This is a genomic window from Paenibacillus glycanilyticus (genome assembly GCF_023715145.1).
In the GTDB taxonomy this organism is placed as follows: Bacteria; Bacillota; Bacilli; order Paenibacillales; family Paenibacillaceae; genus Pristimantibacillus; species Pristimantibacillus glycanilyticus_A.
The window spans coordinates 173,250-199,473 of record NZ_JAMBNP010000007.1; the positions used below are offsets into that span (position 1 = coordinate 173,250).

23 protein-coding genes, 2 pseudogenes and 1 riboswitch are annotated in these 26,224 nt (G+C 51.5%); of the genes and pseudogenes, 12 read left to right on the forward strand and 13 right to left on the reverse strand.

What is annotated here, in order from left to right:
- Window positions 1-33: 33 nt before the first annotated feature.
- Together M3194_RS20015 and M3194_RS20020 are read right to left on the reverse strand one after the other, a co-directional pair.
- A complete protein-coding gene (locus M3194_RS20015) occupies window positions 34-810 on the reverse strand; it encodes an IucA/IucC family C-terminal-domain containing protein (RefSeq protein WP_251655852.1) in 777 nt (258 codons plus the stop codon).
- Between the two features lie 94 nt (window positions 811-904).
- Complete coding sequence (locus M3194_RS20020; RefSeq protein ID WP_251655853.1) at window positions 905-1,507, reverse strand: DJ-1/PfpI family protein; 603 nt, start codon at window positions 1,505-1,507, stop codon at window positions 905-907.
- A 119-nt stretch (window positions 1,508-1,626) separates the two neighbouring features.
- Window positions 1,627-1,706: riboswitch (ZMP/ZTP riboswitch) on the reverse strand.
- A 121-nt stretch (window positions 1,707-1,827) separates the two neighbouring features.
- Here M3194_RS20020 and M3194_RS20025 point away from each other — a divergent pair.
- The gene (locus M3194_RS20025; RefSeq protein WP_251655854.1) at window positions 1,828-2,547 is read left to right on the forward strand and encodes a glycoside hydrolase family 25 protein; all 720 of its coding nucleotides are present in this window, start codon (window positions 1,828-1,830) and stop codon (window positions 2,545-2,547) included.
- A gap of 52 nt (window positions 2,548-2,599) precedes the next feature.
- Here M3194_RS20025 and M3194_RS20030 read toward each other — a convergent pair whose 3' ends face one another.
- Entirely contained in the window at window positions 2,600-3,157 is a 558-nt protein-coding gene (locus M3194_RS20030; protein WP_251655855.1) for a glutathione peroxidase, read from the reverse strand.
- A gap of 332 nt (window positions 3,158-3,489) precedes the next feature.
- On the opposite strand from M3194_RS20030, the gene M3194_RS20035 reads away from it, so the two are divergent.
- Genes M3194_RS20035 through M3194_RS20045 form a run of 3 tightly spaced genes read left to right on the forward strand, consistent with a single transcriptional unit; the run spans window position 3,490 to window position 6,128 of the window.
- The gene (locus M3194_RS20035) at window positions 3,490-4,287 is read left to right on the forward strand and encodes an ABC transporter permease (RefSeq protein ID WP_251655856.1); all 798 of its coding nucleotides are present in this window, start codon (window positions 3,490-3,492) and stop codon (window positions 4,285-4,287) included.
- 10 nt (window positions 4,288-4,297) lie between these two features.
- The gene (locus tag M3194_RS20040; protein WP_251655857.1) at window positions 4,298-5,116 is read left to right on the forward strand and encodes an ABC transporter permease; all 819 of its coding nucleotides are present in this window, start codon (window positions 4,298-4,300) and stop codon (window positions 5,114-5,116) included.
- A gap of 22 nt (window positions 5,117-5,138) precedes the next feature.
- A complete protein-coding gene (locus tag M3194_RS20045; RefSeq protein ID WP_251655858.1) occupies window positions 5,139-6,128 on the forward strand; it encodes an ABC transporter ATP-binding protein in 990 nt (329 codons plus the stop codon).
- Between the two features lie 53 nt (window positions 6,129-6,181).
- Here M3194_RS20045 and M3194_RS20050 read toward each other — a convergent pair whose 3' ends face one another.
- A complete protein-coding gene (locus M3194_RS20050) occupies window positions 6,182-7,540 on the reverse strand; it encodes a hypothetical protein (RefSeq protein WP_251655859.1) in 1,359 nt (452 codons plus the stop codon).
- 77 nt (window positions 7,541-7,617) lie between these two features.
- Complete coding sequence (locus tag M3194_RS20055) at window positions 7,618-8,817, reverse strand: ROK family transcriptional regulator (protein ID WP_251655860.1); 1,200 nt, start codon at window positions 8,815-8,817, stop codon at window positions 7,618-7,620.
- A 253-nt stretch (window positions 8,818-9,070) separates the two neighbouring features.
- Here M3194_RS20055 and M3194_RS20060 point away from each other — a divergent pair, with 253 nt between their 5' ends.
- From M3194_RS20060 to M3194_RS31495, 3 genes are all read left to right on the forward strand, one after another.
- Window positions 9,071-9,709 (forward strand): chromate transporter, encoded by a 639-nt coding sequence (locus M3194_RS20060; RefSeq protein ID WP_251655861.1) that lies wholly within the window; start codon window positions 9,071-9,073, stop codon window positions 9,707-9,709.
- A 21-nt stretch (window positions 9,710-9,730) separates the two neighbouring features.
- Entirely contained in the window at window positions 9,731-10,261 is a 531-nt protein-coding gene (locus tag M3194_RS20065) for a chromate transporter (RefSeq protein ID WP_251655862.1), read from the forward strand.
- A 98-nt stretch (window positions 10,262-10,359) separates the two neighbouring features.
- On the forward strand, window positions 10,360-11,280 hold the full coding sequence (locus M3194_RS31495) for an SRPBCC family protein (protein WP_311291488.1): 921 nt from the start codon (window positions 10,360-10,362) through the stop codon (window positions 11,278-11,280).
- 47 nt (window positions 11,281-11,327) lie between these two features.
- On the opposite strand, the gene M3194_RS20080 is transcribed toward M3194_RS31495, so the two are convergent.
- From M3194_RS20080 to M3194_RS20095, 4 genes and pseudogenes are all read right to left on the reverse strand, one after another.
- Window positions 11,328-11,654, reverse strand: a complete 327-nt coding sequence (locus M3194_RS20080; RefSeq protein WP_251655863.1) for an antibiotic biosynthesis monooxygenase — start codon at window positions 11,652-11,654, stop codon at window positions 11,328-11,330.
- A complete protein-coding gene (locus tag M3194_RS20085) occupies window positions 11,644-11,883 on the reverse strand; it encodes a helix-turn-helix domain-containing protein (protein WP_251655864.1) in 240 nt (79 codons plus the stop codon). The genes M3194_RS20080 and M3194_RS20085 overlap by 11 nt, the downstream gene beginning before the upstream one ends.
- Window positions 11,884-11,901: 18 nt before the next feature.
- The gene (locus M3194_RS20090) at window positions 11,902-13,368 is read right to left on the reverse strand and encodes a protein adenylyltransferase SelO (protein WP_251655865.1); all 1,467 of its coding nucleotides are present in this window, start codon (window positions 13,366-13,368) and stop codon (window positions 11,902-11,904) included.
- Between the two features lie 95 nt (window positions 13,369-13,463).
- Window positions 13,464-14,443 (reverse strand): annotated as a pseudogene (locus M3194_RS20095) (tyrosine-protein phosphatase).
- A 41-nt stretch (window positions 14,444-14,484) separates the two neighbouring features.
- On the opposite strand from M3194_RS20095, the gene M3194_RS20100 reads away from it, so the two are divergent.
- The 4 genes from M3194_RS20100 to M3194_RS20115 all read left to right on the forward strand — a co-directional run bounded on the left by M3194_RS20100 (window position 14,485) and on the right by M3194_RS20115 (window position 22,109).
- Window positions 14,485-15,849: a TrkH family potassium uptake protein gene (locus M3194_RS20100; protein WP_251655867.1), complete on the forward strand. Its 1,365-nt coding sequence runs from the start codon at window positions 14,485-14,487 to the stop codon at window positions 15,847-15,849.
- A gap of 93 nt (window positions 15,850-15,942) precedes the next feature.
- Window positions 15,943-16,719 (forward strand): glutamate racemase, encoded by a 777-nt coding sequence (murI, locus tag M3194_RS20105; protein ID WP_251655868.1) that lies wholly within the window; start codon window positions 15,943-15,945, stop codon window positions 16,717-16,719.
- 571 nt (window positions 16,720-17,290) lie between these two features.
- Window positions 17,291-21,154, forward strand: a complete 3,864-nt coding sequence (locus M3194_RS20110) for a discoidin domain-containing protein (protein WP_251655869.1) — start codon at window positions 17,291-17,293, stop codon at window positions 21,152-21,154.
- A gap of 409 nt (window positions 21,155-21,563) precedes the next feature.
- Window positions 21,564-22,109: an HD domain-containing protein gene (locus M3194_RS20115; protein WP_251655870.1), complete on the forward strand. Its 546-nt coding sequence runs from the start codon at window positions 21,564-21,566 to the stop codon at window positions 22,107-22,109.
- Here M3194_RS20115 and M3194_RS20120 read toward each other — a convergent pair.
- From M3194_RS20120 to M3194_RS20130, 3 genes and pseudogenes are all read right to left on the reverse strand, one after another.
- Window positions 22,106-23,020, reverse strand: a complete 915-nt coding sequence (locus tag M3194_RS20120; protein ID WP_251655871.1) for a DMT family transporter — start codon at window positions 23,018-23,020, stop codon at window positions 22,106-22,108. The genes M3194_RS20115 and M3194_RS20120 overlap by 4 nt on opposite strands.
- A gap of 163 nt (window positions 23,021-23,183) precedes the next feature.
- Window positions 23,184-23,357 (reverse strand): annotated as a pseudogene (locus M3194_RS20125) (H-type small acid-soluble spore protein); the annotation flags it as partial.
- 118 nt (window positions 23,358-23,475) lie between these two features.
- Complete coding sequence (locus M3194_RS20130) at window positions 23,476-24,753, reverse strand: adenylosuccinate synthase (RefSeq protein WP_251655988.1); 1,278 nt, start codon at window positions 24,751-24,753, stop codon at window positions 23,476-23,478.
- Between the two features lie 110 nt (window positions 24,754-24,863).
- Between M3194_RS20130 and M3194_RS20135 the strand changes: the two genes are divergently transcribed.
- Window positions 24,864-25,745 (forward strand): LysR family transcriptional regulator, encoded by an 882-nt coding sequence (locus tag M3194_RS20135; protein WP_251655873.1) that lies wholly within the window; start codon window positions 24,864-24,866, stop codon window positions 25,743-25,745.
- 113 nt (window positions 25,746-25,858) lie between these two features.
- Here M3194_RS20135 and M3194_RS20140 read toward each other — a convergent pair whose 3' ends face one another.
- Window positions 25,859-26,146: a hypothetical protein gene (locus tag M3194_RS20140; protein ID WP_251655874.1), complete on the reverse strand. Its 288-nt coding sequence runs from the start codon at window positions 26,144-26,146 to the stop codon at window positions 25,859-25,861.
- Between the last annotated feature and the right edge of the window lie 78 nt (window positions 26,147-26,224).

Sequence of the window (26,224 nt, forward strand, 5' to 3'; positions counted from 1 at the left end):
AGCCCTACTATATTAGGCTGCACGAATATTAGGCTAAACGAATTCATGCTTTACTTTCGGACAGCCGCCGCAGAAGTCTTCTTCTCCCGGTGTCGTCTGATAATAGTAGCAGCAAGTTTTGCGTATGCGAACAGGATCTTCGTATGCCTTCGTGCGTCTTTTCTCCGTATAGAACCGGGTCAAAGGGTTCCGCGATTCGCCAAACAAATGACCTGGCGCCTCCTGGACCAAATAACGGAAGTCTTCTTCCATACGCGCCCGCTGCTCGGGGGCCGCCCCTTCGCCCATTCGTTTCTCATAGAGCCAGAAGATGTAGATCGCGGCATTCTCCCATAATACGGCTGACGAGACCGGAACCAGCTTCTTTAAGGATTGCAGGACCAGGGAAATGTTATCTGCAAAAAGCCGCTTCATAATCAAATCGCGCCATTCCTCCCGCTTGCCTTCTTCAGGCAGAGAAACCGTCATATCCGATAACCTCAGCTTGGGGAGCCATGTATCTCCCTTGTATAAGGATTCCAAATGACTGTTAGCCGCGGAGCAGTCCAGTCCTTTATCGAGGAGACTCATCGCATATAGAGCCGGAGCGGCCGCAAGGAATCCGTATCTCTTCATGAACATCGACACGGAGGCCGTACTTAAGGAAGAACGGAAAATGGGAGCTACGCGTTCCATATAGATTCGGCTTTTCTCCGGGTCCAATAAATCATTGACCGGCAGAGACAATTCAAGATCCCCGGAAGGTTCTACGGCCATGCGGTAATCATTTGTTAATGTATCAATGTCATTCTGGTTAAGCACCAACGCCATTATGCTTCTCTCCAGTACTTGTATAATGAATGAAAGTGAATATCATTTTCAAGTATAGGGAGAGATAATCGGATTGACAAGTGCTGATTGACGTTCAGCTATGCGCCCGCCAGTCATATTCCATCAGCCATGCCGCGTGTCTAGCCCTCTCTTCGCCATAGAGCCTGCCAAGAACATAAAGGGACATATCTATCCCGGCCGAAATTCCGGCAGACAGAATAATTTTCCCGTTGTCGACGTACCTGACGTTCTCCACAATTTCAGCCGATTCCGGCATCACTTGCCTTAACTCCTCAATAGCAAGATGATAGGTCGTTAGCTTTAGACCCTCCAATACCCGAGCTTTGGCGAGGAGAAGCGCTCCCGTACATACGGACAGCAAGAGCTCGGCTTCATCCGCGCACTTGCGAATCCAGTCGGTCAGCGCCTTGTTATGCATTTCTTGACGGGAGCCCCAGCCGCCCGGGACGAGGCCGATATCTGGTGTCGGGCAGTCATGAATCGTATAAGCCGGATTAATGCTAAGACCACCTAAGGCAAGAACAGGACGGTTATGCTCGGCTACCGTGAAGACATGAAAGTCCTGGCCGCGGTTGCTGCCCGAAATAAACACTTCAAACGGACCCGTAAAATCCAGCACTTCTACGTTGTCATAGATCAGAATCGCCACATTCCTTTTCCGCTGCGCCTTCTCCATACGACCATCCTCCTAAAAAGAATAAAATTATCGAGAACCGACATTCATTGCAATTCTTGCCTCGTAAGCATGCGCCAAAAATAGAAGAGTATTTGCCCCTTGTATCATAAAGGAGACAAATACTCTGCCCAGGCGTACGGCTTAAGACATATGTGCTCCCTCGTGGTACTCCACGTTTACGCCAGTTGCACATACCATATATTTACTTTTTATCTTAATCCGGGTAATCTTGCGAGGCAAGAGAAATATTCGGAAACAAATTTAGGCAAGGCATCGTCTATTGATCGTTTGGAATTCTATTTCGATAAGGATGGATACCTATGAAGCTAAAGAGGTGGCAGACCCTATCCGCGGCCATGCTGCTGTTGGTCCTCATTGCGGGTGTGCTCGAATACAAGGGCATCATCTGGCATAACAGCTTGTTCGCGGCCAAATACAAGATCAGGGGAATCGATGTCTCCCATTATCAGGGCGAGATTAATTGGGACAAGGTTGCCGGCAGCGGGAAGTGGCGATTCGTCTATATCAAAGCAACCGAAGGGAAAGACATGACGGATGATTACTTCAAGTCGAACTGGGAGCAGGCCAGAAGCAACGGGATGCTGACTGGCGCCTATCACTTCTTTACCACGCAAAGCACCGGGGCTGAGCAAGCGGCGCATTTTATAGAGAAGGTTCCTAATGAGGCAGCTGCTCTTCCTCCCGTCATTGATATTGAGATTGCTCTCGACAAGAATGTTCCGCTTATACAGCGTGAACTGACTGCCCTCTCCGCTCAGCTGGAGCAGCATTACAAGCAGCGGCCTATCCTGTATGTGACCTACGATACGTTTCACGCTTACATTGCGGGAAGCTTCAACGATCACGAGATTTGGATCAGAGACGTGGTTCGGCATCCCGGCCTGAGGAACGACCGCCCATGGATCTTCTGGCAGTACAATAACCGCGGACATATTGCCGGGATTGATGCTTATGTGGATATTAACGTCTTCAAGGGAGACGAAGCCGCCTTTAACGCGAGATTCAAGAGCAGACAATAGGAAAAGACCGAAGCTCCTACAGCAACGGCCTTCTTGACTACTTTTCGATTCATTAATCAACGGACAAGGCTTCCTCAATAGCCAGCTCCAGGTCGGTCGGCTGCGTCGTTGGCTCGAATCGGGCGATTACCTGTCCGTCCCGGTTAATAAGAAACTTGGAGAAGTTCCATTTTACGACGTCGCCTTCATACAAGTCCGGATGTTCCTGCCGGAGGAATTCCTTCATCCACCTCTCGTCGGAATTATCCTCATCATAGCCCTGGAAAGGCGCCTGCTCCGTGAGATACTGAAAGAGCGGATGAACATTGGCTCCACGGAGCTCCACCTTTTCAAATAACGAGAAGGTTACCCCCTTGCGCCTGCAATGCTCTTCTACTTCCGTGTGGCTGCCGGGCTCTTTGCCATTAAACTGATTGCACGGGAAGCCCAGTATTTCAAACCCGTGCATCCAATATTTTTCATATAAATGCTGAAGGCCATCGAACTGCTTCGAGTAACCGCATTGGCTTGCCGTGTTGACAATTAGAAGAACCCTGCCACTGTAAGCAGACAGATGAACAGGCTCCCCATTAATCTCATTAATTTGAAAGTCATAGACGGACTTATTCATCTTTATTCCTCTCCCCTGTTTTTTTATTTAATCCATCATATAACCGAAGAGACTATTTGAATAATATATAAAATCAATAATCTTCATAGGCAAATCCAATAATGCATTTAATGGAAAAAAGCCCTAAAACATGCCCTCTTCCACCAGCTGCTTCGCGGCTTCCTTCCGTATATTTCGGTCACGCATCAATTCTTGCTATCGCCCCCCAAGCCTTCTCTCCTAAACAACTATATTAAAAATTTACATAGCTTACGCTAATGAAATCGATTAATATATTATCGTTATTGCAATTGTCATATTTTACATATGAAGTCACTTTTAAGGGGGTTAATATGCTTCAGGCTTACTGGTATATAACAAAGATGAAGCTGCTTACCAATCTGACTTACCGGTTTGAAGTGTTCACTTCCGTAGCAACAAATCTTATTCTGATGCTGGCATCCGTATTCCTGTGGCAGACCGCTTACAAAGGCGACGCAGGAGCCGCCCAGGCCCTGAGCCTGCAGGAGATAACGACCTACACCATTCTCTCGATCACGATCTCCACCATCTTCGTATGCGATGTACAGAACACGATCTATTACAAAATACGGGAAGGACAAATCGTTACGGACTTCTACCGCCCGATTCCCCTTCTTGCTTGTTACTTGGCGGAAGATATCGGGGAGATGTTCAGCGCCTTGCTTAACAGAGCACTCCCGCTTGTCGTATTCGCTTCCCTCTTTTTTGGCGTCCCGTGGCCGGCTTCCTTCCAGAGCTTTCTTCTCTTTCTTCCAAGCTGCCTGTTAAGCTACGCCATTCTATGGTTGCTCAGCGCGCTCGTTGGACTCATTGCGTTCTGGGTGATGGAGCTTGGCAACATGGGGAATGTGAAAGACAGCATCGTCCGCGTATTGTCCGGCAGTATCGTGCCGCTGTGGTTTTTCCCGGAATCCGTGCAGAACGTATCGAAGTTTCTTCCTTTTCAATATACCTACCAGACTCCGCTTGGCATTTATATCGGCAATACAAGCACATCCGAAGCCTTCACCTCCATGGGGGTACAAGCCGTATGGATTGCCATTCTGTATCTTATCCTGGCAGCAGGATGGGCACGCACGAAGAAAAAAACTCTAATTCAGGGAGGCTGAAGACGCCCTTATGGTATCTACGATCAAGCATTATGTATCCGTCGCTTCCTGCTGGGCGCGTCTTGCCATTCAACGTCAGCTGGAGTATCCGCTGTTCTTGTTCAGCTGGCTCTTGATGATTCCGATTCAATACTTCTCCGGCATCTGGATGCTCAAGATTATTGTCGACCGCTTCCAGGCGCTTAACGGCTGGGATTTCCCGCAGTTGACCTTCCTCTACGGATTAGGACTGATCAGCCACGGCATCTTTGTTGTCTTCTTCATCAACACCTGGAGTATCGACCATATGGTCATTAACGGCGGCTTCGACCGTCTCCTGCTCCGTCCGATGAACGTGTTCTTCCAGCTGGTCGCAAGCTATGTGAATTTTATCGGTCTGATCGACTGTATACCGGGAGTAATCATCTTTCTATACGGAGCGGAAATTGCAGGCTTCGATTGGTCGCTCGCCAATATCGGCAAGCTGATTCTCGTGCTGATCGGCGGAATCCTGATTCGTGCGGCGTTGTTCACCAGCCTTGGGACCATTGCCTTCTGGACCAAGCGCAACGGCTCCATGGTTGGCTTCGCCCTTACGATGCTGGAGAGAGCAACGATGTATCCGCTCAGCATGTACCCTTATTTCCTGCAAGCCCTGTTCACCTTTATCATCCCGATCGGCTTCATCAGCTTCTATCCGGCTGCCGAGTTCCTGAATGCGGACAGCGGCGGATTGGACCTTCCGCTCAGCTTTGCGTTATGGACGCCGCTGGTTGGCATCATCTGCTTCCTGATCGCGGGCGGCATCTTCAAATTCGGCATGAAAAATTACGAGAGCGCAGGCTCTTAAGCCATAGGGGGATCAGGCAACAATGGAAACCGTTATTGAGGTTAAAGATCTCGTGAAGGAATATATAATTGTCAAGAAAGAAAGCGGATTGCGCGGCTCGATCAAGAGCCTTCTGTTTCCTAAGAAAACGAAATTTAACGGCGTAAACGGCATCAGCTTCTCTATCGCTCCGGGAGAAATTGTCGGCTACATCGGTCCTAACGGCGCCGGCAAAAGCACCACCATCAAAATGCTGACCGGCATTCTCCATCCGACCGCGGGCTCCATCAAAGTATGCGGCATCTCCCCGCAAACCGACAGGAAGGCGGTTGTCCGCAAGCTTGGCGTCGTATTCGGACAGCGCACGCAGCTGTACTGGGATTTGCGGCTTGGGGAGTCCTTCGAGCTGCTTCGCCGGATCTACCAGATTGACAAAACCGCCTATGATGAGAATCTTGCCGTTCTGACCGATGTGCTGAAGCTGCAAGATTTCATCGATACGCCCGTGCGACAGCTGTCGCTTGGACAACGCATGCGGGGCGATATCGCGGCCGCGATGCTGCATTCGCCATCCGTCTTATTCCTCGACGAGCCTACCATCGGGCTTGATGCCGATGCGAAGCATGCGATCCGCAATTTCATTAAGGAGATTAACCGCTCGCGAGGAGTTACCGTTATTCTGACGACTCATGATCTGGATGACGTGGAGCAGCTCTGCAGCCGGATTATTGTCGTAAATAACGGCAAGATCGTAGAGGATGGTCCGATTGGCTCCATCATTCACAAGCTTACTCCTCATCGCATGCTGGTTGTAGAGCTTCACGAGCCATGTAACGATCTCACTACTCCACATGCCACGGTCATCAAGCAAGAAGGGCTTAAAATCTGGTACCAGTTCGAGAAGGAGAGCATCACCGCCTCGGAGCTCATTGCTGCTCTCTCGCAGAAGCTCCCGATTCAGGATATTAGCGTCATGGAGCCCAATGTGGAGGACGCCATTCGGGAAGTGTACAAAACGACGGCAACGGTATAGCCGCCAAGGCAAAAGCCGGGGCGTACTTCGCAAGAAGCACGCCCCGGCTTTATTTATTCGTAAAGGGCCAGATCGCTTGGACTGGCGGCTGTTATTATTTTGTTCATAACCTTGCAAGTCTCTCCGTCTATAACATCAATTCCATCGCTTACCGCCACGTAAATTCGGTTTGCGCTTGTATTCATGGCAATGGCTTTCGGACAGACGCCAACCGGGATGGTCTCTATCACTTTGTGGCTTGCCGCATCAATAACCGAGACGCTGTCGCTTCCGAAGTTGGATACGTAGACCAGATTAGCGAAGGAATCCACGGCCGCCGCATAAGGCTTATCTCCGATATGTTCCGTAATCGTTGCGATTACCGTATTTGTCGCTCCATAAATAACGGTCACGCTGTTACTCTTGAAGTTTGGCACGTAAATCAAGTTCGCTTCGTCATGAATGGCTGGGAGCCCCGGCTCGCGTCCAGCCGGAATATCCGGGAATAGTCTTGTATTCGTCCAGCCATCAATGACGGAAATATCGTGATCCGGGCTGCCGTTAGCGACATAAATCCGGTTTGCATCCTCATTAATGACGATCCCGGCGGGAATATTGCCCACCCCAATGGATGCAATAAGGTCGTTTGCTTCCCCATCCAGAACATCGACGGTATTCAAAAGCGAGCTAGTAATATAGACGCGGTTCGTCTTCCCATTCACGACTGCCTTGGAAGGAAACGGACTAACCGGAACAACGGCTATCACTTCCTTCGAGCTTCCGTCCAGAACCAAAAGCTGATGCTTGCTGCTATTAAGCGCATAAATTCGGTTCGTCACCGGATTTATGGCAATTCCCTTGGGAGATCCGCCAGAAAGTAACGGGATTGTATCTATGATCGTCTCCGTCTCTCCGTCCATGACCAGTATCTGATCCTCGTCATGCAAGGAGACATACATCAGATTCCTTCTCATCGGAGCGGATACCGGCATCGGAGCCGGACCCTTCGTCGGAACGTGGACTGCAGCCGGAGCATGAACGAACGCGGGAACAGCAGGAGCTATACGTTCAAGCTTAGGCTCAAGCTTAGGCTCCGGTTTTTGTTCGGGTTCCACTTTTCGCTCGGGTTCGATGGCAGCCTTCGCTTTTGGTTTAGGCGATGGCGCAGCTTCATACTCGGGCTCTTCATCCAGCCTATCCTGCCATCCCGGTACTTCCCGCCCTCTCAGCCTTCGCAAAGGCTGTCTTTTATTCGATTGCCGCGGGGCCATACTTGACTTTGTCGCATTGGATTTTGCGGGCTTTTGCTGCTTCTTCCCGCTTTTCCCCGTCTGCTCGCTGCGGCCAGGGGGGCATAGAAATCCAGACTGCTTCTGCGGCATATACAGCAGCAGCGGCATAGATTCTTTTTTGCCCCGGCTATACAATTTCACACCTATCTCCTCCCCATGGCATACGTAACAACTTATTTATTATAAGTCGGCACGCACGGAATGGCTTGGGCATAGGGTTACAACTTCATCCGGCTTCTCACCATTAAAGCGGCCCCCGTTACGACCGCATCTTCTTTCAATAAGCCCATCGAAAATTGCGGAGCATACGCTTCGCCGTAATACGTCTTCTTCATGGCTACTTCGGTCGCTACCTGATAGTACATCGGATTAGCGTTAATTAATGCCCCGCCAAGAATGATAAGCTCCGGATGGAACATATTAATCAAATTTGCCAGCCCTATTCCGAAATACGAGGCGGATTGCTGGAACATTTCTTGGATAAAAGGGTCCCCTGCGTTCAGACCGGAAGTGATCGTATCCAGATTAACCTGCTCAGGCGTGGCGGCGATATGTTGGAGCAATAAGCTCCCGCCAAGCTTTAGCCTGGTCCGTACCTGTCTCTCCAAGGCCTGTACTGAAGCGAAGGTTTCAAGAGATCCGTAATTGCCGGAGTCCCCCAGCCTTGGGCCGTCCACATCGATGATCATTTGCCCGATCGAACCTTCCGTATCGACTTTTCCGTATACGATCCGCCCGTAGGACATCATCGCCGAGCGCAAGCTGACACCCGCCGAGACGTAGAGCGCATGCTCCACGTTCTCGTGGCGTATGGACCAATGCTCGCCAACAAGCGCCGTGGTTGCCCCATTCTCAAGCATTGTGGGCATCCCCGTGGCTTCTTCGAACATCGAACATATCGGGACCTGCTCCCAGCCTTTAGCCGGAAAATATTGCGGATTGATAATCATGCCGCTGCTGCGGTCGAGCGGCCCCACTGCACCAATTCCCAGTCCAAGAATACGGTCTTGCCCGATGGCGTGATCCTTCCTGAAAGCCTGCATCATGCCGGCCGCATGAGCAACCAGACGTTCGGGCGACATCGTCTCGTCCATCCGCCAGCGGATGACCGATTTCTGGTTCATATTCAAATCAAACAGACCAAGCGTGGATGTGAATCTGGAAATTTCCAGTCCAAATATATACCCGTGATCAGGATTCACCTGATAGAGCAGCGGCTTTCTTCCGCCATTCGACGGACCTAGTCCGGTTACGAGTATTAGGCCCTCTTTAGCCATTTCATCCAATAAACGAGTCATCGTGCTGCTGGTTAGATCATGAGCTTCCAGCAGCTCCGCTTTCGCAACGGGTCCTAGATTCGCGATGTAGTCGTAAATCAGCTGTTTATGTGAGGGGACGGAACGCGGAGAATAACTCATCGTTTCATCCTTTCCAATAAATTAACGTTCGTTTTTTCTATCTGCAATTATAACCCAGATCCCAAATAGGGGCTATGACTAACTAATCCGCCCGACTTTATTCGAAATCGAAATAAACGATTCAAAGTTTAATTGGAATTCCACTCGATTTTGTAGGTATAAGCATTCCTTATAAAAAAATAACCCTCACTTTAATTCAAAATGAAATAAAGTTGTTATAATGGTCTTGTTATAGTCAAAAGGAGAGAGTTATATGCAGACAAACTGGAAAGAACGACTCTATATTCTGGCACAGCTGTTCTGGGTGTTTGTACGGATTGGTCCTTCCACCTTTGGCGGCGGTTATGCCATGATGCCGGTCATTGAACGCGAAGTCGTGGAGAAGCGCAAATGGATAGCCGAGAAGGATCTCGCCGATGTCGTATCCTTAGCCGGTTCCGCGCCAGGCGGCGTCGGCGTCAATGCCGCGGCCTTCATCGGTTACCGGAAAGCCGGAATGCCTGGCGCTGCCATGGCGGTTATTGGCGTTACGCTGCCAACCTTTGTTATTGTCATCGCGCTTAGTCTGTTCTATCTGAAATTTCAAGACAATCCCAAGCTGGAGGCTGCCCTGAAGGGCGTTCATGGCGCGGTTGTTGCGCTCATCGCCATGGCAGCATACCGGATGGCCAAAGCCGCCATATTTGATAAAGCAACTGCCGGATTGGCAGCCCTCGCGCTCCTTACTCTGCTGCCGCTCCCGGTTACGCCGCTGATTGTTGTTGCTGCCGGTATCGTGATTGGCATCTGCCTGATCCTGGCCAAGAGGAAAGCCGGCATGAAAGCCCATACGGAGAAGCCTTCCTCCCGTCATCCGGGGCAAGAGCTCATATATCCGGAGTATTACATTTAACCTGTACGAGGAGTGCTGCACATGATCTGGGACTTGTTCCTTACTTTCTTCAGAATTGGATTTATCTCATTTGGCGGCGGTTATACCGTTATTCCGATGATTCAGCATAAGGTTGTCTCGCATGGGTGGATGACAAACGCGGAGTTTCAGCAAGCCGTCTCCCTGGCAGGCATGGCACCGGGGCCAATCGCAACCAACGCCGTTACCTTAATTGGCTACGACACGGCAGGAATAACCGGCGCTATTGCAGCTTGTGCCGGAATTGTTCTTCCCTCGCTGATTGTCGTTATTGTGCTGTCCGCCTTCTTCTTCCCTTTTCAGCATAATCCGACGATCAAATCCGTTTTTTACGGCTTGCGGCCCGTTATCACGGGGCTGATCGCCTACGCCGCCATTCACTTCGGGGGCTTCGACAAGCCGGGGGCTTATACCTGGATGACCGGGTTTACGCTGCTGATCTGCGCGGGATGTCTATGGCTGCTGGTCAAATATAAATGGCATCCGTTAACCGTGATTGCCGCGGCGGGCGTGGCCGGAATCGTCTTCCTGTAAGTCTCTTTGAATCCTTCGAGGCGATCTGTTAATCTGAGAGGGCTAACTGATTCGTATCTTGGTTAAATACCGACGTGAAGGCGAGGGATTTCATTATTATGCTGGCCACCATTACGCAAGATGGCACGGGCTACACCGTCACATTCGAACGCAGGCTTAATCATTCCAAGGAAGAAGTATGGTCTTATTTTACCGATAACGAAAAGCTTCCCAAATGGTTCTCCGAGCTGCGTGCCGAGGACCTTCGGGAAGGCGGGCAGCTCAGCTTTAATATGGGCGACGGCACTTACGAGACGATGACCATTACAGCTTACGAGCCCCAAGCTGTCCTTGCCTTTACTTGGGGAGAAGATATGGCCGTACGGTTTGAATTCCACGATAAAGACGGCGGCTGCCGGCTCTTGTTAATCGAGAGCATCCATAAACCGTCCGAGCATACGCCCAAAGACCTCGCAGGCTGGCATGTCTGCCTGGAAGTCATTCAGTCTTTGCTGGACCATGAACGACCTCTGGCTAACCGCCGGGAGGAGTGGGAGCACTGGTACCCGAAATATGCCGATGAATTGCAGCAGCTTCAATCGCATATTGTTGAGACATCAATAGATATTAAACAACCCATTGCTGCGGTATGGCGTGCGGTTACCGAGGCGGAAGCCTTGTCGCAATGGTATTCTCCCGGTTCTCCTTGGGAGATTACTGAATCGGAGGAAGGTGCTAAGGCTCTCTTCCATCATTCCCCAAGCAAATACCACAACGGGACAGAAGTGAATACATTAGAAGCACATATTACCGCATATGAGCGGCCTAGCCGGTTTGCCTTAAGATGGGATTACGCGGGAGCTAACGATGTCCCTGTTATCACCACCTTCCGGCTTCGCGAGCGCGACGCTGGAACAACGGTGACGATGTCCGAATCCGGCTACGAGGATGCGGAGCAGGCTGAACCCGTTAAGCAGGGCTATTCTATGTCTCTTGCTAATTTGAAGGCTTACCTGGAAGGCAGGCCGCTGCCTTACTGATTCATACAAAAGGACGGGAATCCATGGATCCCCGTCCTTTTGCCTATCTATAGCTCCAGCCGTTTAAAGTCAGGAAAAGGCTGTCCCGCTTCTTTCAGCGTTGCCAGACCGGTCATCTCCGCGACTGCCATCATCCGCTCCCAGATTGGCCAAATATCAGGAGAGATGTGCGCTTGTTTCTTTGCCTCTTCGGACTTCCATTCGAATATCTCAATGACGGTACCGTCTTCTGCCTCTAGTTGAAGCATAGGATGCTCTGTGATAAGCCCTTCCCGCTTAAGCGCAGGGCCATGTTCTCTAACAATGGCATATAGCTCCTGCTCCTTGCCCGGATGCGGCCTGTATAAAGCAATCGCTACATTCTTATTCGACATCTCTACCGTCTCCTTCTATAGCCGGAAGAAGCTCATACAGCTCATTTACCGAACAGCCTACGGTAGCCGCAATCGAGATCGCCGTCTTTAACGGCATTAATCGCTTATTGTCGATATAATCGGCAAGCCTCTCCGGCTTATATAACAATGCTTTGGCTAAGGCTTCCCGGCTCATGCCGCGCTCCTCCAGCCTCTCTTGCAGCAGACAACGTCCCAAATCAAATTTCATATCGCTAATCTCCCTGAATCAGGTTCCGCAGAATGTCCGGTACGGACGCGGCGAATCTTCCGGCAGCAAGGCGTAATCGGCCTGTTCTTCCGTGTAAGCGTAAGGATTCGAGAGCGCTGCGAGCAAATTGTCCAACACGCATAGATTCCCTTGCTCTGCCGCCTCCAGCGCTTCCTCTACCCGGTGATTGCGGGGAATGACGGCGGGATTGCTGCTTTTCATCAGCTTCAGAGTGTCCTCTTTGGACTCTTCCTGCCTGCCGAGTCTCGCCATCCACCGCTCCTGCCATTCCGCAAATTCCGGCGTCCCGAAGAGCACGGTATCCTCCGGTTTATCCATTGTTAAAGCCCGGAAGGTGTTTGTATAATCCGCCTTGTTCCGCTGCATCAGCAGCATAAAAGCTTCAATCAGCGCCTCGTCCTCCGGCTCCTCGTTAAAGATGCCGAGCTTCTTCCGCATGCCTTGAAGCCAATGCTGATGGTACAGTTCACCGAAGTCGGACAAGGCGTCCTGAGCCAGCTCAATAGCTCCTTCTTCATCCTCGTCCATTAATGGCAGCAACGCTTCTGCCAAGCGCGCCAGATTCCATGAACCGATATATGGCTGATTGCCATACGCATACCGGCCCTCCCGGTCGATAGAGCTGAAGACCGTAGCCGGATCGTACGCATCCATAAAGGCGCATGGTCCGTAATCAATCGACTCGCCGCTTATCGCCATATTGTCCGTATTCATTACCCCGTGGATAAAACCAACCAGCTGCCACTTGGCAATCAGCGCTGCCTGGCGCTTGATTACTTCCCTCAGGAAGCTGACGTAACGGTTCTCTCCGTCCTGCAGATCAGGATAATGACGCTTGATCGTATAATCCGCCAAAGCTTGAAGCTCCTCCAGCGTCCCCCACTGCGCGGCAAATTGGAAGGTGCCGACACGAATATGACTTGCGGCAATCCGGGTCAGGATCGCGCCGGGCAGCAGGCTTTCGCGCACAATCTCTTCACCGGTCGTCACGACCGCAAGGCTGCGGGTCGTCGGTATGCCCAGCGCATGCATCGCTTCGCTGATGATATATTCCCGAAGCATGGGGCCAAGCGCAGCACGGCCGTCTCCCCCGCGGGAATAAGGCGTCCTTCCGGAGCCTTTCAGCTGGATATCGAATCTCTCTGCCCGCGGAGTAATCTGCTCGCCAAGCAGCACGGCACGGCCATCTCCCAGCCTGTTGAAATAAGCGAATTGATGACCGGCGTAAGCTTGTGCAAGAGGCTCTGCCCCGTCCGGAACCTGGTTGCCTGCAAATACGTCTACGCCGTCACTTCCGCGCAGAGCCTCCGCATTGAGCCCTAGCTCTGCAGCAAGCGATTCATTTAACTTGATTAACTTCGGGGCACGCACAGGAACTGGTTGTTGCTTCGTATATAATAAGTCCGGCAGATCAGCATAGCTGGTCTCGAGCTTCCATCCAACGATCGGTTTATTGTCCGTCATCTCATTCTCCATTTTCTTTTTTTCTTATTATACCCTACTCTCTCCCATAGTTAAAAAAAGTCCGCCAGCCATCATCGGCGAGCGGGCTTTCTCCATTATTCTGTATACATTGCTTTCAGTTTGGCGCGTTCCGCTTTGGTAATGCCCAGGCCTTTCTCAAGGAAAGCGTCGATCGAGCCGTATTTCGCCTTCATCTCATCAATGGCAGCCCCCAGGAATTCCTTCTGCACGCCCATCAGAGCGGTAACCGCCGCAATGACATTCTCGTCCTGCACTTGCGCTTTTAAGGCTTCAATCGTTTTCTTGTTCGCTTCCGCGCGGTACACATTGCTCAGGAGGTAATCCTCCATAACCGTCTTCTCGTCTACGCCAAGCGCCAGGAGAATAATTGCGGAGCCAAGACCGGTGCGGTCTTTACCCGCCGTACAGTGCAAAAGCAAGCCGATATGGCTTGGATCATTAAGCAATTCCATCAGCTGCACATAGAATTTCGGGCTGTCAACCATTTGCTTGTTGAAGCCGGCCATCATTTGAACCGCCGATGCCTCGTCCTTCATCTGACTGGAGGAGATCATGGAGGTCAAATCTGCCGTAGAGCCGGCGTTGCCCGCGTCGGTGCGAATGTTCTGAATGCCCGGGATAACAGGATCGGGCAGCGCTTTTACCTCCGCGTCGGTGCGGTAGTCCACATTGTCTTGATGCCCATCTCCTGAATCGTCTTCAGATCGGCTGCCGTTAAATGTCCAAGCTCTTCGCCGCGGAGCAGCTTGCCCCATTTTACGGTTTTGCCGTCTGTCGTTTTGTAACCGCCAAGGTCGCGGAAGTTAAAAGCGCCCTCCAGGTTGACCTTGCGTTCAGCGACGGTAACCGTTGCCCCGCTGCTTGTCTTTATGTAGAAATATACGCGGGAGCCCGGCTTCGGATCAGCCGATACGTAGCCGTTATAGCTCGCGTTAATGCGTTTCAGCTGCTTGCCGTTTTTCGCAATATTGTCCGGCGATGTGCTCCAGCGGTTTTTTGCGGCGCCAAGATCCGCATTGGAGCTCCACCGTAACCCGCATATTTCGGCATCAATCCAACCATATTATGGCTATCCTGATCGATGGAGAGGATCTTATGTTTATAAAATCAAAAGACTGGGTGGGAAGGCGTTCTCCAGCCCAAGTCATCACCGGCTACTATATTCTGGCCGTGTTATTATCCATTCTTCTATTCAGTCTTCCCGCGGTCCATAAGCCGGGAGTGCGCGTCTCCTTCTTCGACACCGTCTTCACGGCCGTCAGCGTCGTGAGCGACACCGGTCTCAGCGTATTTAACGTGGCGGAAACCTACAGCGTGTTTGGATACTTCGTTATTATGATCGTCCTTCAATTCGGGGGGATCGGCATAATGGCAATGAGCACGTTCTTCTGGCTCATGATCGGGCGCAAAATCGGCCTGCGCGAGCGCCGTCTCATCATGGTCGACAACAATCAATTCGCCTTATCCGGTCTGGTCCAGCTGGTCAAAGAGATATTGCAGATTACCCTTCTCACCGAGCTGATTGGAGCGGTGATCTTCGGGCTGCGCTTCCTGAGCTACTTCCCTACCTGGCAGGAGGCCTTCCTGCAAGGCTTGTTTGCATCCGTCAGCGCAACGACCAACGCCGGCATGGACATTACAGGCCAGTCCCTAATCCCGTTCAAAGACGATTATTTCGTGCAGCTGGTCACGATTCTGCTTATTGTTTTTGGCGCGATCGGGTTTCCCGTCTTAATTGAATTGAAAGCCTTCCTGTCCCGGCACAAGCTGAAACTGAACCAGCCTTTCCGGTTCTCGTTATTTACGAAGCTTACGACCTTTACCTACTTCGCTCTGCTCGCCATCGGCACGATTATGATCCTGCTGTTCGAGTCTCAGCATTATTTCAAAGGTTTGACCTGGCATGAAAGCTTCTTCTACGCCTTTTTCCAGGCGGCAACGACCCGAAGCGCAGGTCTCACGACAATGGACATTACCCATCTGACAATGCCAACTCTCCTGCTCATGTGCGTCTATATGTTTATCGGGGGTTCGCCCAACTCGGTTGGAGGCGGGATCAGGACCACCACCTTCGCCCTTAATATGCTGTTTGTTTACCACTTCGCCAGAGGACGCCGGGATTTCAAGGTGTTTAGGCGCGAGCTTCATCAGGACGATATCATGAAATCTCTGGCCATCTCCATGCTGGCTATCGTGATGTGCTCCTTCTCCGTTATTGCCATCAGCTTCTCGGACAAGCAGCATCAGCTTGTGGCGATTATTCTGGAGGTGTGTTCCGCCTTTGGTACGGTGGGCTTGTCCACCGGCATTACGCCGGACTTAAGCATCTTTGCCAAATGCATCCTCATGCTGCTTATGTTTATCGGAAGAATCGGGCTGACGTCTTTCCTCTATATTATTGGCGGGCAGCAGACTAACTCGAAGTACCGTTATCCGGTCGAAAGAGTGATGACGGGGTAGACGGCGTCAAAATAATCCGATCGTAGTCTTGCCCTAATCCCTTGATCGCGTTATGCTGGGTGTAATCATATGGGGATAGGAACTTTATAATCTATGACGATCGGTATTTTCGACTCCGGACTCGGAGGACTAACAGTACTGGCAGAAGCGCTGAAGCGTCTTCCTGCCGAGAATTATCTTTATATGGCCGACACGAAGCATGTTCCGTACGGGACCAAGTCCGAGGAGGAGGTTCGCTCCTTCGTGCTTCAGACCGTTGAGCAGATGGTGGCGCAGGGCATTGACGCGCTTGTTGTCGCCTGCAATACGGCGACGAGCATTGCGATTAACGAGCTGCGGGAGCGGTATTCTTTTCCCATTATCGGGATGGAACCCGCCGTTAAGCCTGCTGTAGAGATGAACCGCGCAACGGGGAAAAAGGTTCTCGTCTGGGCGACTCCGCTGACGCTCCGGATGCCGAAATATTATGCGCTCGTCTCCCGCGTGGATGGAGAAGGAATCGTTGACTCCCTCCCGATGCCCGAGCTGGTGCAATATTGCGAATCGCTTCAATTCGATCCAAACGTGCTGAAGGATTATTTTCTCGCCAAGCTGGCTCCTTACGATCTGAAGGAATACGGGATACTGGTGCTGGGCTGTACGCATTTCCCGTTCTACACGAGAATTCTGGAGGAAATCCTGCCTGCGCATATACAGATTGTAAATGGCAATATGGGGACGATACGGCGACTATCCGCCATGCTTAGCCGTTACGGCATCGAGGCTGGACGGGGCAAAGGCCATGTACAGTTCATGTGTACCGGCAGAGAGGCTGCTTATGTCGGGAAGATGCGCTCTGCGCTTGCTTATTTGAAGGAACAGGATATGTAATTATAGGCCGGTGCCGCTACTAAAGCGGTGCCGGTTTTTTTGTTTGGGGCGGCTTTAAACCGATTCATAGAATCGCACATGTTCATCGTAGGAATACATCTTCAGCAAAAGCGTGAACTGGATTATGCTATGCTCATAGTTCGGACAAAAACCTCATGAGAAACTCGAACCCGCCAATACCGCGCAACCGTCAGGTATTGGTTTTTTATTCCGGTGGATTCATGCTTTCGAAGCAAGAATTATCACAGCGGCCGGTACACACGACCCTTGGGTGACAATTCTTTTAGCTCATGCTTTCGAAGCAAGAATTGTCACAGTGGCCGGTACACACAGCCCTTGGGTGACAATTCTTTTTAGCCCATGCTTTCGAAGCAAGAATTGTCACAGTGGCCGGTAAGCACAGCCCTTGGGTGACAATTCTTTTAGCCCATGCTTTCGAAGCAAGAATTATCACAGTGGCCGGTACACACGACCCTTAGGTGATAATTCTTTTAGGAGGTGATCAAATGTAGCTTCGCGCAACAAAATGTAAGCGCATTAATTTTTGATCATTCTAATTAGGAGGTTTTTTATGTTCGCATTAAGCAAAAGGCTGCACCGCAATCCGTTTATGATGCTCTCTCTTGCGCTCGCCGTTCTGTTGTCCCAGCTCACGCTCTACCCTTCTGCCTCTTCTGCGGCGGGCGGCTCCAACCTTGCCATAGGCAAAACCGTTACTGCCAGCGGCTATGCCGACGTCTACGTCGCAGGCAATGTAGCTGACGGCAATCAGGCTACATACTGGGAAAGCACCAACAACGCCTTCCCGCAATGGATCCAAGTCGACCTTGGCGCAAGCACCAGCATTGATCAGGTTGTTCTGAAGATTCCTGCCGGCTGGGCCACGCGTACACAGACGCTCTCCGTACAAGGCAGTACAAACGGCTCAACCTTCACTAATCTAGTTGGCTCTGCAAGCTATGTCTTTAACCCAACCGTGAACAACAACGCGGTAACCATCAACTTCCCTGCATCGAGCACACGGTATGTGCGCCTGAACATTACAGCTAATACGGGCTGGCAGGCCGGCCAAATCTCCGAATTCGAAATCTATGGCGCAACGGTTACACCACCTCCGTCCGGTACTTACCAAGCCGAAAGCGCGGCGCTGTCCGGCGGGGCTAAAGTGAACACCGACCATACGGGCTATTCCGGTTCCGGCTTTGTTGACGGATACTGGACACAAGGCGCGGCAACAACCTTTACGGTGAATGTTGCTTCGGCAGGCAGCTATGACGCTACGCTCAAATACGCAAATGCCCAAGGCGCGGCACGCACCTTAAGCATTTATGTCAATGGCACCAAGATCCGGCAGACCTCGCTGAACAATTTGGCGAACTGGGATACTTGGGGAACCAAGACAGAGACGCTAACACTAAATGCCGGCAATAATACGATCGCTTACAAATATGACGCTACCGACTCCGGCAACATTAATCTGGACCAGATTTCCGTGGCAGCTTCCTCGACACCAACGCCAACGCCAACGCCAACACCGACTCCTACACCAACACCAACACCAACACCAACACCAACACCTACACCAACACCGACTCCAACGCCTACGCCTACAACGACGCCTACTCCAACGCCTACTCCAACTCCTCCTGCCGGCTCGAACGTAGCAATAGGCAAGACGATTTCCGCTTCTTCTTCCACCTTTACGTATGTAGCGGCGAACGGCAATGACGGCAGCACGTCTACCTACTGGGAAGGCGGCGGCAACCCAAGCCAGCTGACCGTTGATCTGGGTGCCAATCATACTATTACCTCCGTCGTGGTGAAGCTTAACCCGGCAGCCGAATGGAGCACTCGCACACAAACGATCCAAGTCCTTGGCGCTAACCAGACGACCTCAACCTTCAGCAATCTGGTATCCGCGCAGTCGTATACGTTTAATCCATCATCCGGCAACTCGGTCACCATTCCGGTCACCGCAACGGCCAGCAAGGTTCAATTGAACATTTCGACTAACTCCGGAGCACCGGGGGGACAGGTAGCCGAGTTCGAGATCTACGGCACGCCGGCTCCGAACCCGGACCTGACGATTACAGGCATGACCTGGACGCCTTCCGCTCCGGTGGAAACAGACGCCATTACCCTTAACGCGACCGTGAAAAATATCGGCAATGCCGGCTCCCCTGCCACCTCTGTGAACTTCTACCTGGGCAGCGAGCTTGTTGGCTCAGCTTCTGTAGCCGCGTTGGCCGCTAATGCTACCGCAACCGTCTCCGTTAATGCCGGAGCGAAAAACGCCGGCAGCTATCCGGTGAGCGCCAAGGTAGACGAGAGCAATACCGTTATCGAGCAAAACAATAACAACAACAGCTACAGCAACTCGGCAGGCATTACGGTAGCCGCTGTGCAAAGCTCCGACCTCATCGTATCGACGACCTGGAACCCAAGCAATCCAAGCGCGGGCAACTCGGTTGCTTTTACGACCAATCTGAAAAACCAAGGCAATATGGCTTCAAGCGGCGGCGCTCATCCGATTACCGTTACGCTGAAAAATGCAGCGGGCGCAACCGTTCAAACCTGGAACGGCACGTATAACGGCTCCCTTGCCGCAGGCCAGTCCGTTAACGTTACAATGGGCACTTGGACTGCCGTGAACGGCAGCTACTCGGTAACCTCTACGGTTGCTGCCGACGGCAATGAAGTAAGCACCAAACAAACGAACAACAGCAGCGCGGTAAGCCTGTACTCGGGCCGCGGGGCAAACATGCCGTTCACCATTATTGAGGCAGAATCGTCATCCAATGCAACCAATGGCAGCAAGCTTGCTCCAAACTTCAAGCCTGGCGACTATGCGGGCGAAGCTTCCGGACGCTCGGCTGTTCATCTGGACGCTACGGGCGAATATGTCGAGTTCACGTTGACTTCTCCGGCGAACGCCTTTGTTCTCCGCAACGCTGTTGCCGAGAACACGACCGGAACGGTCAGCATTTATGCAGACGGCGTAAGCAAAGGGAAATTCAACGTTTCTTCCAAGTACTCTTACCTGTACGCTACTCCTAGCACGCTTGGCCGTCTTGGCTACGACAATGCGCCTGGCGCCGGCTTAACCGCTTACTGGCTCTATGAGGATGCTCAACTGATGCTCGATCAGGTGTATCCTGCCGGAACAAAAATCAAAATTCAGAAGGATGCGGGCGACGTATCCTGGATCTATGTCGATATGCTCGAGACCGAGAATGTTGCGCCGCCTCAGGCAAATCCGGATCCAACCAAATATGTAACCGTCTCTTCCTCCAAATCGATTGAACAGGCATTAAACGAATTCAGACAGGATACAACGAAAAAAGGCATCTACATCCCTGCCGGCGAGTGGACGATTAGCAGCAAAATCTTCCTCTACGGCCGCGCAACGGAGATCGTAGGCGCCGGTCCTTGGCACACCAAGCTGATTGCCCCTCAGAATCAGTCCAATCTGGATGTAGGATTCAATATCGGCTCTGCGGCCAACGGATCAACTATCCGCGATCTGTCGGCTTGGGGCAACTATATTAACCGCGTTGACGGACCGGGCAAATTCATCGACGGCAACGGCATGCAGAACGTAACGGTTCAGAACGTTTGGGTGGAGCATTTTGTCTGCCTGTACTGGGGCGTTAATTCCTCCTACAACACGTTCCGGGATAACCGGATCAAGAATACGTTCGCGGACGGCATTAACATGACCAACGGCTCCTCCTACAATGTTATCGACAACAACTATGCGCGCGGTACGGGAGACGACTCCTTCGCCTTGTTCAGCGCGGTTGATTCCGGCGGTTCCTACAATGTCGGCAACAAATACACGAACCTGACCGCTACGGCTGTCAGACGCGCGGCTGCTTTTGCCGTATACGGCGGCTCGGATAACCTGTTCCAGAACCTGTACGGCGCGGATACGTTAACCTATCCCGGCATTACGATCAGCAGCTACAGCTTTGGCTACAACACGCTAGGCTTTGGCGATAAGGACACGGTTATTGACGGAGCAACGCTGGACCGCACGGGCGGAGATTTCTGGACCAGCGTTGGCGCCGATGACAAGATTAATGATTACCAGAACTTTGGCGCGATCTGGATTTACGGCGGAGACCGGACGATCAAGAACATTCTGATCAAAAATATTGACATCAATAATCCCGTTTACTTCGGCCTCATGTTCCAGTCCATGGCTCCTAACAATCTCGCGATGCAAAATATTCGCGTCGAGAACGTCAACATTAACAACCCGACCCGCTACGGCATCAAGCTTGTCGTCCGTGCCGAGCAAGGCCAAGGCCCTGCATACGGAGGAGCAAGCTTCACCAACGTGAAGGTCAACAACCCGGGCGTCTCCGCCATTTACGGCGAAGCGCAAAGCCCGAACTTCACCGTCACGCGAGTGTCGGGGAATAACTGGTAATCAATAGCGAAGGCCCTTCCCTTGTCATCCATGATGACGAGGGGAGGGCCTTTTTTGTGTCTGCGTATTGCCGATCGCGCACGCACCGGAATAAGCTTAACGGTGCCGCGCATCGTTAAGCTTTCACTATAACCGTCTTTTAATGTCCTTAACGATATCGCATATCGTTAAGGACGTTCATTTTCCGCCTTTTCGGCTTCCTATTGGCATTTGAGCAAGGGTTAACGATACCGCGCATCGCTAAGCATTTGCTGACACTGTTATTTTACTTGCTTAACGATGCCGCGCATCGTTAAGCCGCTGGGCATGCCAGCTGCAGCCGGTGCCTAATAAATGCTTCTCTCGCCTTCTCGACAATCGAATTCATGATCCGTAAACTATTTTTAAACATTGTATAGGAGCTGATGAAATGAACGTTGTAGACGTAGCTATCGAGTTTGCGGCAACTGCCCATCAATCCCAATACCGTAAAGGAAGCGGCACGCCTTATATATCCCATCCTTTTGGGGTGGCGATGCTCTTGTCCTCGCATAACTGCAGCGAAGAAGTAATCGTAGCTGCTCTTCTCCATGATGTGCTGGAGGATACGGACACTACCGAGCAGCAGCTCGCAGCTAAGTTTGGCCCCCAGGTTACGGCTATCGTGAAGAGCTGCTCCGAGCCGGACAAGACATTAAGCTGGGAAGAACGCAAAACGCATACGATCGAGAGCATCCCCGCTTCTCCGATCGAGATCCGGCTGGTCGCTTGCGCCGACAAGCTCCATAACCTGCGCAGCATGAAAAGGGATTATGAAGCATTTGGTCCGGATTTCTGGGCACGGTTTAAACGAGGCGAGAAAGAACAGTCCTGGTATTACAAAAGCCTTGCCGAAGCTTTCGACAAGGCCGATGACAGCTCCCAGTATCCCCTGTTTGCCGAATTTGCGCGCGAGGTCAAAGCCTTCTTCAGCTAGACTCTTACGCTATTCTCGCGCCTCCGCCACAGCGGCGGAAGCTGAGGCACGATCATCCCAACCAGCATAAACAAGCAGCCGATTCCCGCGCGGACGCCAAGTATTTCATCCAGCAGCAGGTAACCTCCGATGGCCGCAAATACCGTCTCCAGGCTCAGTATAATAGCCGCCTGCGCAGGATGCGCGTTTCTCTGGCCAACGATCTGAAGCGTATACGCAATGCCAACCGAACAGATCCCGCCGTATAACAACGGAATAATGGCATCGGACAGCCCGGACAGCTCAACCTTTTCCGTAGAGAAGGCCACGATGAAGCTTAACACCGAGCAGGTTACAATCTGCACGAGCGACAGCTTTAACCCATCCGTCCTGCGGGAGAAGCGGTCGATCATCAGAATATGGACGGACCAGAACAAGGCCCCCACCAGCTCGTACAGATCTCCTTTTCCCAGCGTCAAGTTATCCGTCATGCACAACAAATAAAGACCAATAATGGCAAGCACGGCACCGATGCCGCTGTTCAAGCCAAGCTTCTGCTTCAGGAACAAGCCAAAGAAAGGAACAATGACGATGTATAACCCCGTAACAAAGGCTGCTTTGCCCGCTGTCGTATACATTAATCCGACCTGCTGCAAGGACGCGCCGGCAAACAGTACAAGCCCCGTGCAGAACCCGTAAACGGAGGCACTTTTAAAAGAAGCGCGAATCCGCTCCTTCGTCTGGCCGGATTTTCGATCCATCACCCAGATGAGCGGAATCAAGGAAATCGCCCCCAGCACAAATCTCACGGCATTAAAGGTAAAAGGCCCCGTATGCTCCATCCCCTGCCGCTGGGCCACGAAAGCGAAGCCCCATATCAAAGCGGCGAGTATTAATAATAAACTGGATTTCAATTGCGTTTGTTGTCCCATAAATGATGTCTCTCCTACAATCTAACTAACTGCTGAAAGATTCATTATACAAAAAATAAAGCACGGCGATAACCCGCCGTGCTTTTTTTACACAACCTTATCCTTCACTATCCGTATCCGTTGCACGGCATGCCATCTGCTCCACTTCCATCGCCATCGTTGGCTCAGCCAAGCTGCGCAGCGGAACTTCAATCTCTTGATCCGGCTCGGCAAGAGAATAAATCCGGGCTGTTTCCTGTGCTTCATCCACATGCTGAATATAGACTGGCACCCCGTTATACTTCACATCTGCCATAATCGGAGAATTGGCAATCTCTATCGCCCGATTCGTATCCATCGTGCAAACCTCCTCTGCTTCAAACTCATTACAGTATGAGCGAAGGAGGAATGGAATATGCATCCAGTTGTTTCTGAGAGCTCTGCCTTCGGCTATCCCGGAGTATTAACCTTCTGCCTTATCGCTTTATCACCTGATCACGTCTTGGTCCGACGGATATGGTCTCGATGGGTACTCCGATCTCCGATTCCATCCATTCGATATATTGTTTGGCCGCGTCAGGCAGTTCATCGTAACGTTTCGCATCGGAAATCTCACACTTCCAGCCAGGCATCCGCTGATATACGGGCTTGGCACCTTCCAGCTTCGATGTAATAGGGAAATTATCTATGATTCCGCCTGTTGTCTCGTAGCCCACGCAGACCGGGATCTCTTCTAAATAGCCTAGAACGTCGAGATTCGTTAAGACAACCGATGTTGCTCCCTGAAGACGGCAGCCATAACGCGTAGCAACGGCGTCGAACCAACCGACGCGTCTTGGCCGTCCGGTCGTCACGCCGTATTCCCCTGCGTCACCTCCACGCTTCCTCAGCTCCTCGGCCTTCTCTCCATGCAGCTCGGTAACAAATGGTCCTGCTCCCACACAGCTGGAATAGGCTTTGGTCACCGCAATCACGTTCTGAACAGCATATGGAGGCAAGCCGGCACCTACCGGCGCATAACCCGCAAGCGTTGAGGAAGAGGTCGTGAATGGATAAATACCATGATCCGGATCTCGAAGCGCCCCTAATTGTCCCTCAAGCAAAATGGGATCTCCATGTCGATAAGCCTTATGAAGCAAGGAGGTCGTATCCCCAATATAAGGGGCCAAAAGCTTTGCCTGCTCGAGCAGCTCCGGCAGCCATTCCTCCGCCTGAATTGACGGCCGACCGTAAAATTGCTGCAGGAGCACGTTTTTGGTTTCAAGCAAACGCTCCATCCGGTTGCGTAACCGGGCAGGCTCTAGCAAGTCGGCGGCCTGAATGCCCAGCTTCATGTACTTGTCCGCGTAAAAAGGAGCAATCCCCCGCTTCGTCGAGCCAAAGCCGTTGTTCCCCAGCCGCTCTTCCTCAAGCTCATCGAGCAGCCGGTGTACCGGCAGCACAAGCTGCGCTCGATCGGAAATCATCAGTCTCGGAGTCGGAACTCCCCGCGCGGACAAATCCTTTAATTCATCCAGCAGCACACCGATGTCCAGGGCAGTCCCCGGACCAATTATATTCGTAACGTTGGGGTTAAAAACGCCTGAAGGCAGCATATGCAGAGCAAACTTCCCAAAGTCGTTGATTATCGTATGCCCCGCATTACTTCCGCCTTGAAATCGAACGACATAGGAAGTCTGTCCGGCTAATAAATCGGTCACCTTCCCTTTTCCTTCATCGCCCCAATTCGCCCCTACAATGGCCGTTACTGTCATCATCGCAACCTCCGCTCTATCGTTTGGCTTACAAAGCTAATGATAAAGCCAAGGAAGTATATTAGAATAATTCATATAACTAATATCCGATATAAATGTGAGGAATATCGATGGAAGTGAATTTGGAATGGTATCGCGTCTTTTATTGGATTGCGAAGACCGGCAGCTTATCCAAAGCCGCTGAACAGCTGCATATTACGCAGCCTGCGGTAAGTCATACGGTCAAGCAACTGGAGAGCGCGCTTGGAGGACCGTTGTTTTTCCGAACGCCTAGAGGAGTTACCTTAACCGCGGAAGGAACCGTGCTGCTGCAGTATATCGAGCAGGCCTTCCTCTCCGTTCAGATTGGAGAAAAAGCGATAGCCGAAATGAACAATCTGAACACCGGGGAGATCGCTATAGGCGCGAGCGACACGTTGTGCAAGCATTTTCTGCTGCCTTATCTGGAGCAATTCCACGAGCTGCATCCCGGAGTCCGCGTCCGCGTGACGAATCGAACGACACCCGAAACCATTAACCTTCTGAAAGAAGGCCACATTGACTTCGGAATCGTCAGCCTGCCCGTAACCGATAAACAAATAAACATTCGGGAGAGCACCTCCCTGCAAGACTGTTTTGTTGGAGGCAGAGGCTATCAATCACTTGCTGACGGCCCTCCGCTTTCCTTGGAGCAAATAAACCGATACCCACTCCTTCTGCTCGAAAAGGGAAGCCGTACGAGACGTTATCTGGATGACTATGCTTCGTCGCAGGGAATTACCTTCACCCCTGAGTTCGAGCTTGGCAGCGTAGACCTTCTCGTCCAATTTGCCAGAAGCGGATTTGGCCTTGCCTTTGTTATTCGCAATTACGTTCAGGAGGAGCTCGGTAGAGGCGACTTGGTTGAAATCCCTCTTACTCAGCCTTTGCCCGGCCGTCATATTGGAATCGCAACGCTGCGCGGGGTTCCCTTGTCCTCTGCAACAAAGTCATTCCTTTCCCTATTGCCGTAAAGGTTCCCAGACAGCACAAAGGCCGCAGCACTCCCTAAGGAGGCCCGGCCTATCCTATCCAAAGATGCTCCGTCCTATATTCCAGCTGGCGGACAAGCTGCATCTAAGATGAATTATAGTTTACCTTTCAAGTCCATGAGATACTTCAGGAGTACGGCGAGTGCGCCCAAGTAATAGCCGACGAGAACGACCCAGCCGGTTACATCCATTGCGGCAAGCCCTGCAAGAAGGAGCAGCGGAAGCACATAATACACCATGTCTTTCAGATAGCCCAATACGAAGTCTGTCGAGAATTTTCCTCCTGTTACCGATTTGAACAAATCAACCAGCAAGTTTGCAGCCATCGAGCCCATTACGACCCACAGTGCGACTTCCATCCAAAGCGTTAATGATCCTAGCACTTTTCATCACCTCCGAATTAGAGGAATGTGATACGCTTACATTTTATGCGGGAAGCTCGCAAGTTGTCTCCTTCAATA

Coding starts and splice junctions, on each gene's coding strand:
- M3194_RS20015 (WP_251655852.1), bottom strand. CDS start 810: ATGGCGTTGGTGCTTAACCAGAATGACATTGATACATTAACAAATGAT.
- M3194_RS20020 (WP_251655853.1), bottom strand. CDS start 1,507: ATGGAGAAGGCGCAGCGGAAAAGGAATGTGGCGATTCTGATCTATGAC.
- M3194_RS20025 (WP_251655854.1), top strand. CDS start 1,828: ATGAAGCTAAAGAGGTGGCAGACCCTATCCGCGGCCATGCTGCTGTTG.
- M3194_RS20030 (WP_251655855.1), bottom strand. CDS start 3,157: ATGAATAAGTCCGTCTATGACTTTCAAATTAATGAGATTAATGGGGAG.
- M3194_RS20035 (WP_251655856.1), top strand. CDS start 3,490: ATGCTTCAGGCTTACTGGTATATAACAAAGATGAAGCTGCTTACCAAT.
- M3194_RS20040 (WP_251655857.1), top strand. CDS start 4,298: ATGGTATCTACGATCAAGCATTATGTATCCGTCGCTTCCTGCTGGGCG.
- M3194_RS20045 (WP_251655858.1), top strand. CDS start 5,139: ATGGAAACCGTTATTGAGGTTAAAGATCTCGTGAAGGAATATATAATT.
- M3194_RS20055 (WP_251655860.1), bottom strand. CDS start 8,817: ATGAGTTATTCTCCGCGTTCCGTCCCCTCACATAAACAGCTGATTTAC.
- M3194_RS20060 (WP_251655861.1), top strand. CDS start 9,071: ATGCAGACAAACTGGAAAGAACGACTCTATATTCTGGCACAGCTGTTC.
- M3194_RS20065 (WP_251655862.1), top strand. CDS start 9,731: ATGATCTGGGACTTGTTCCTTACTTTCTTCAGAATTGGATTTATCTCA.
- M3194_RS31495 (WP_311291488.1), top strand. CDS start 10,360: ATGCTGGCCACCATTACGCAAGATGGCACGGGCTACACCGTCACATTC.
- M3194_RS20080 (WP_251655863.1), bottom strand. CDS start 11,654: ATGTCGAATAAGAATGTAGCGATTGCTTTATACAGGCCGCATCCGGGC.
- M3194_RS20085 (WP_251655864.1), bottom strand. CDS start 11,883: ATGAAATTTGATTTGGGACGTTGTCTGCTGCAAGAGAGGCTGGAGGAG.
- M3194_RS20090 (WP_251655865.1), bottom strand. CDS start 13,368: ATGACGGACAATAAACCGATCGTTGGATGGAAGCTCGAGACCAGCTAT.
- M3194_RS20100 (WP_251655867.1), top strand. CDS start 14,485: ATGTTTATAAAATCAAAAGACTGGGTGGGAAGGCGTTCTCCAGCCCAA.
- murI (WP_251655868.1), top strand. CDS start 15,943: ATGACGATCGGTATTTTCGACTCCGGACTCGGAGGACTAACAGTACTG.
- M3194_RS20110 (WP_251655869.1), top strand. CDS start 17,291: ATGTTCGCATTAAGCAAAAGGCTGCACCGCAATCCGTTTATGATGCTC.
- M3194_RS20115 (WP_251655870.1), top strand. CDS start 21,564: ATGAACGTTGTAGACGTAGCTATCGAGTTTGCGGCAACTGCCCATCAA.
- M3194_RS20120 (WP_251655871.1), bottom strand. CDS start 23,020: ATGGGACAACAAACGCAATTGAAATCCAGTTTATTATTAATACTCGCC.
- M3194_RS20130 (WP_251655988.1), bottom strand. CDS start 24,753: ATGACAGTAACGGCCATTGTAGGGGCGAATTGGGGCGATGAAGGAAAA.
- M3194_RS20135 (WP_251655873.1), top strand. CDS start 24,864: ATGGAAGTGAATTTGGAATGGTATCGCGTCTTTTATTGGATTGCGAAG.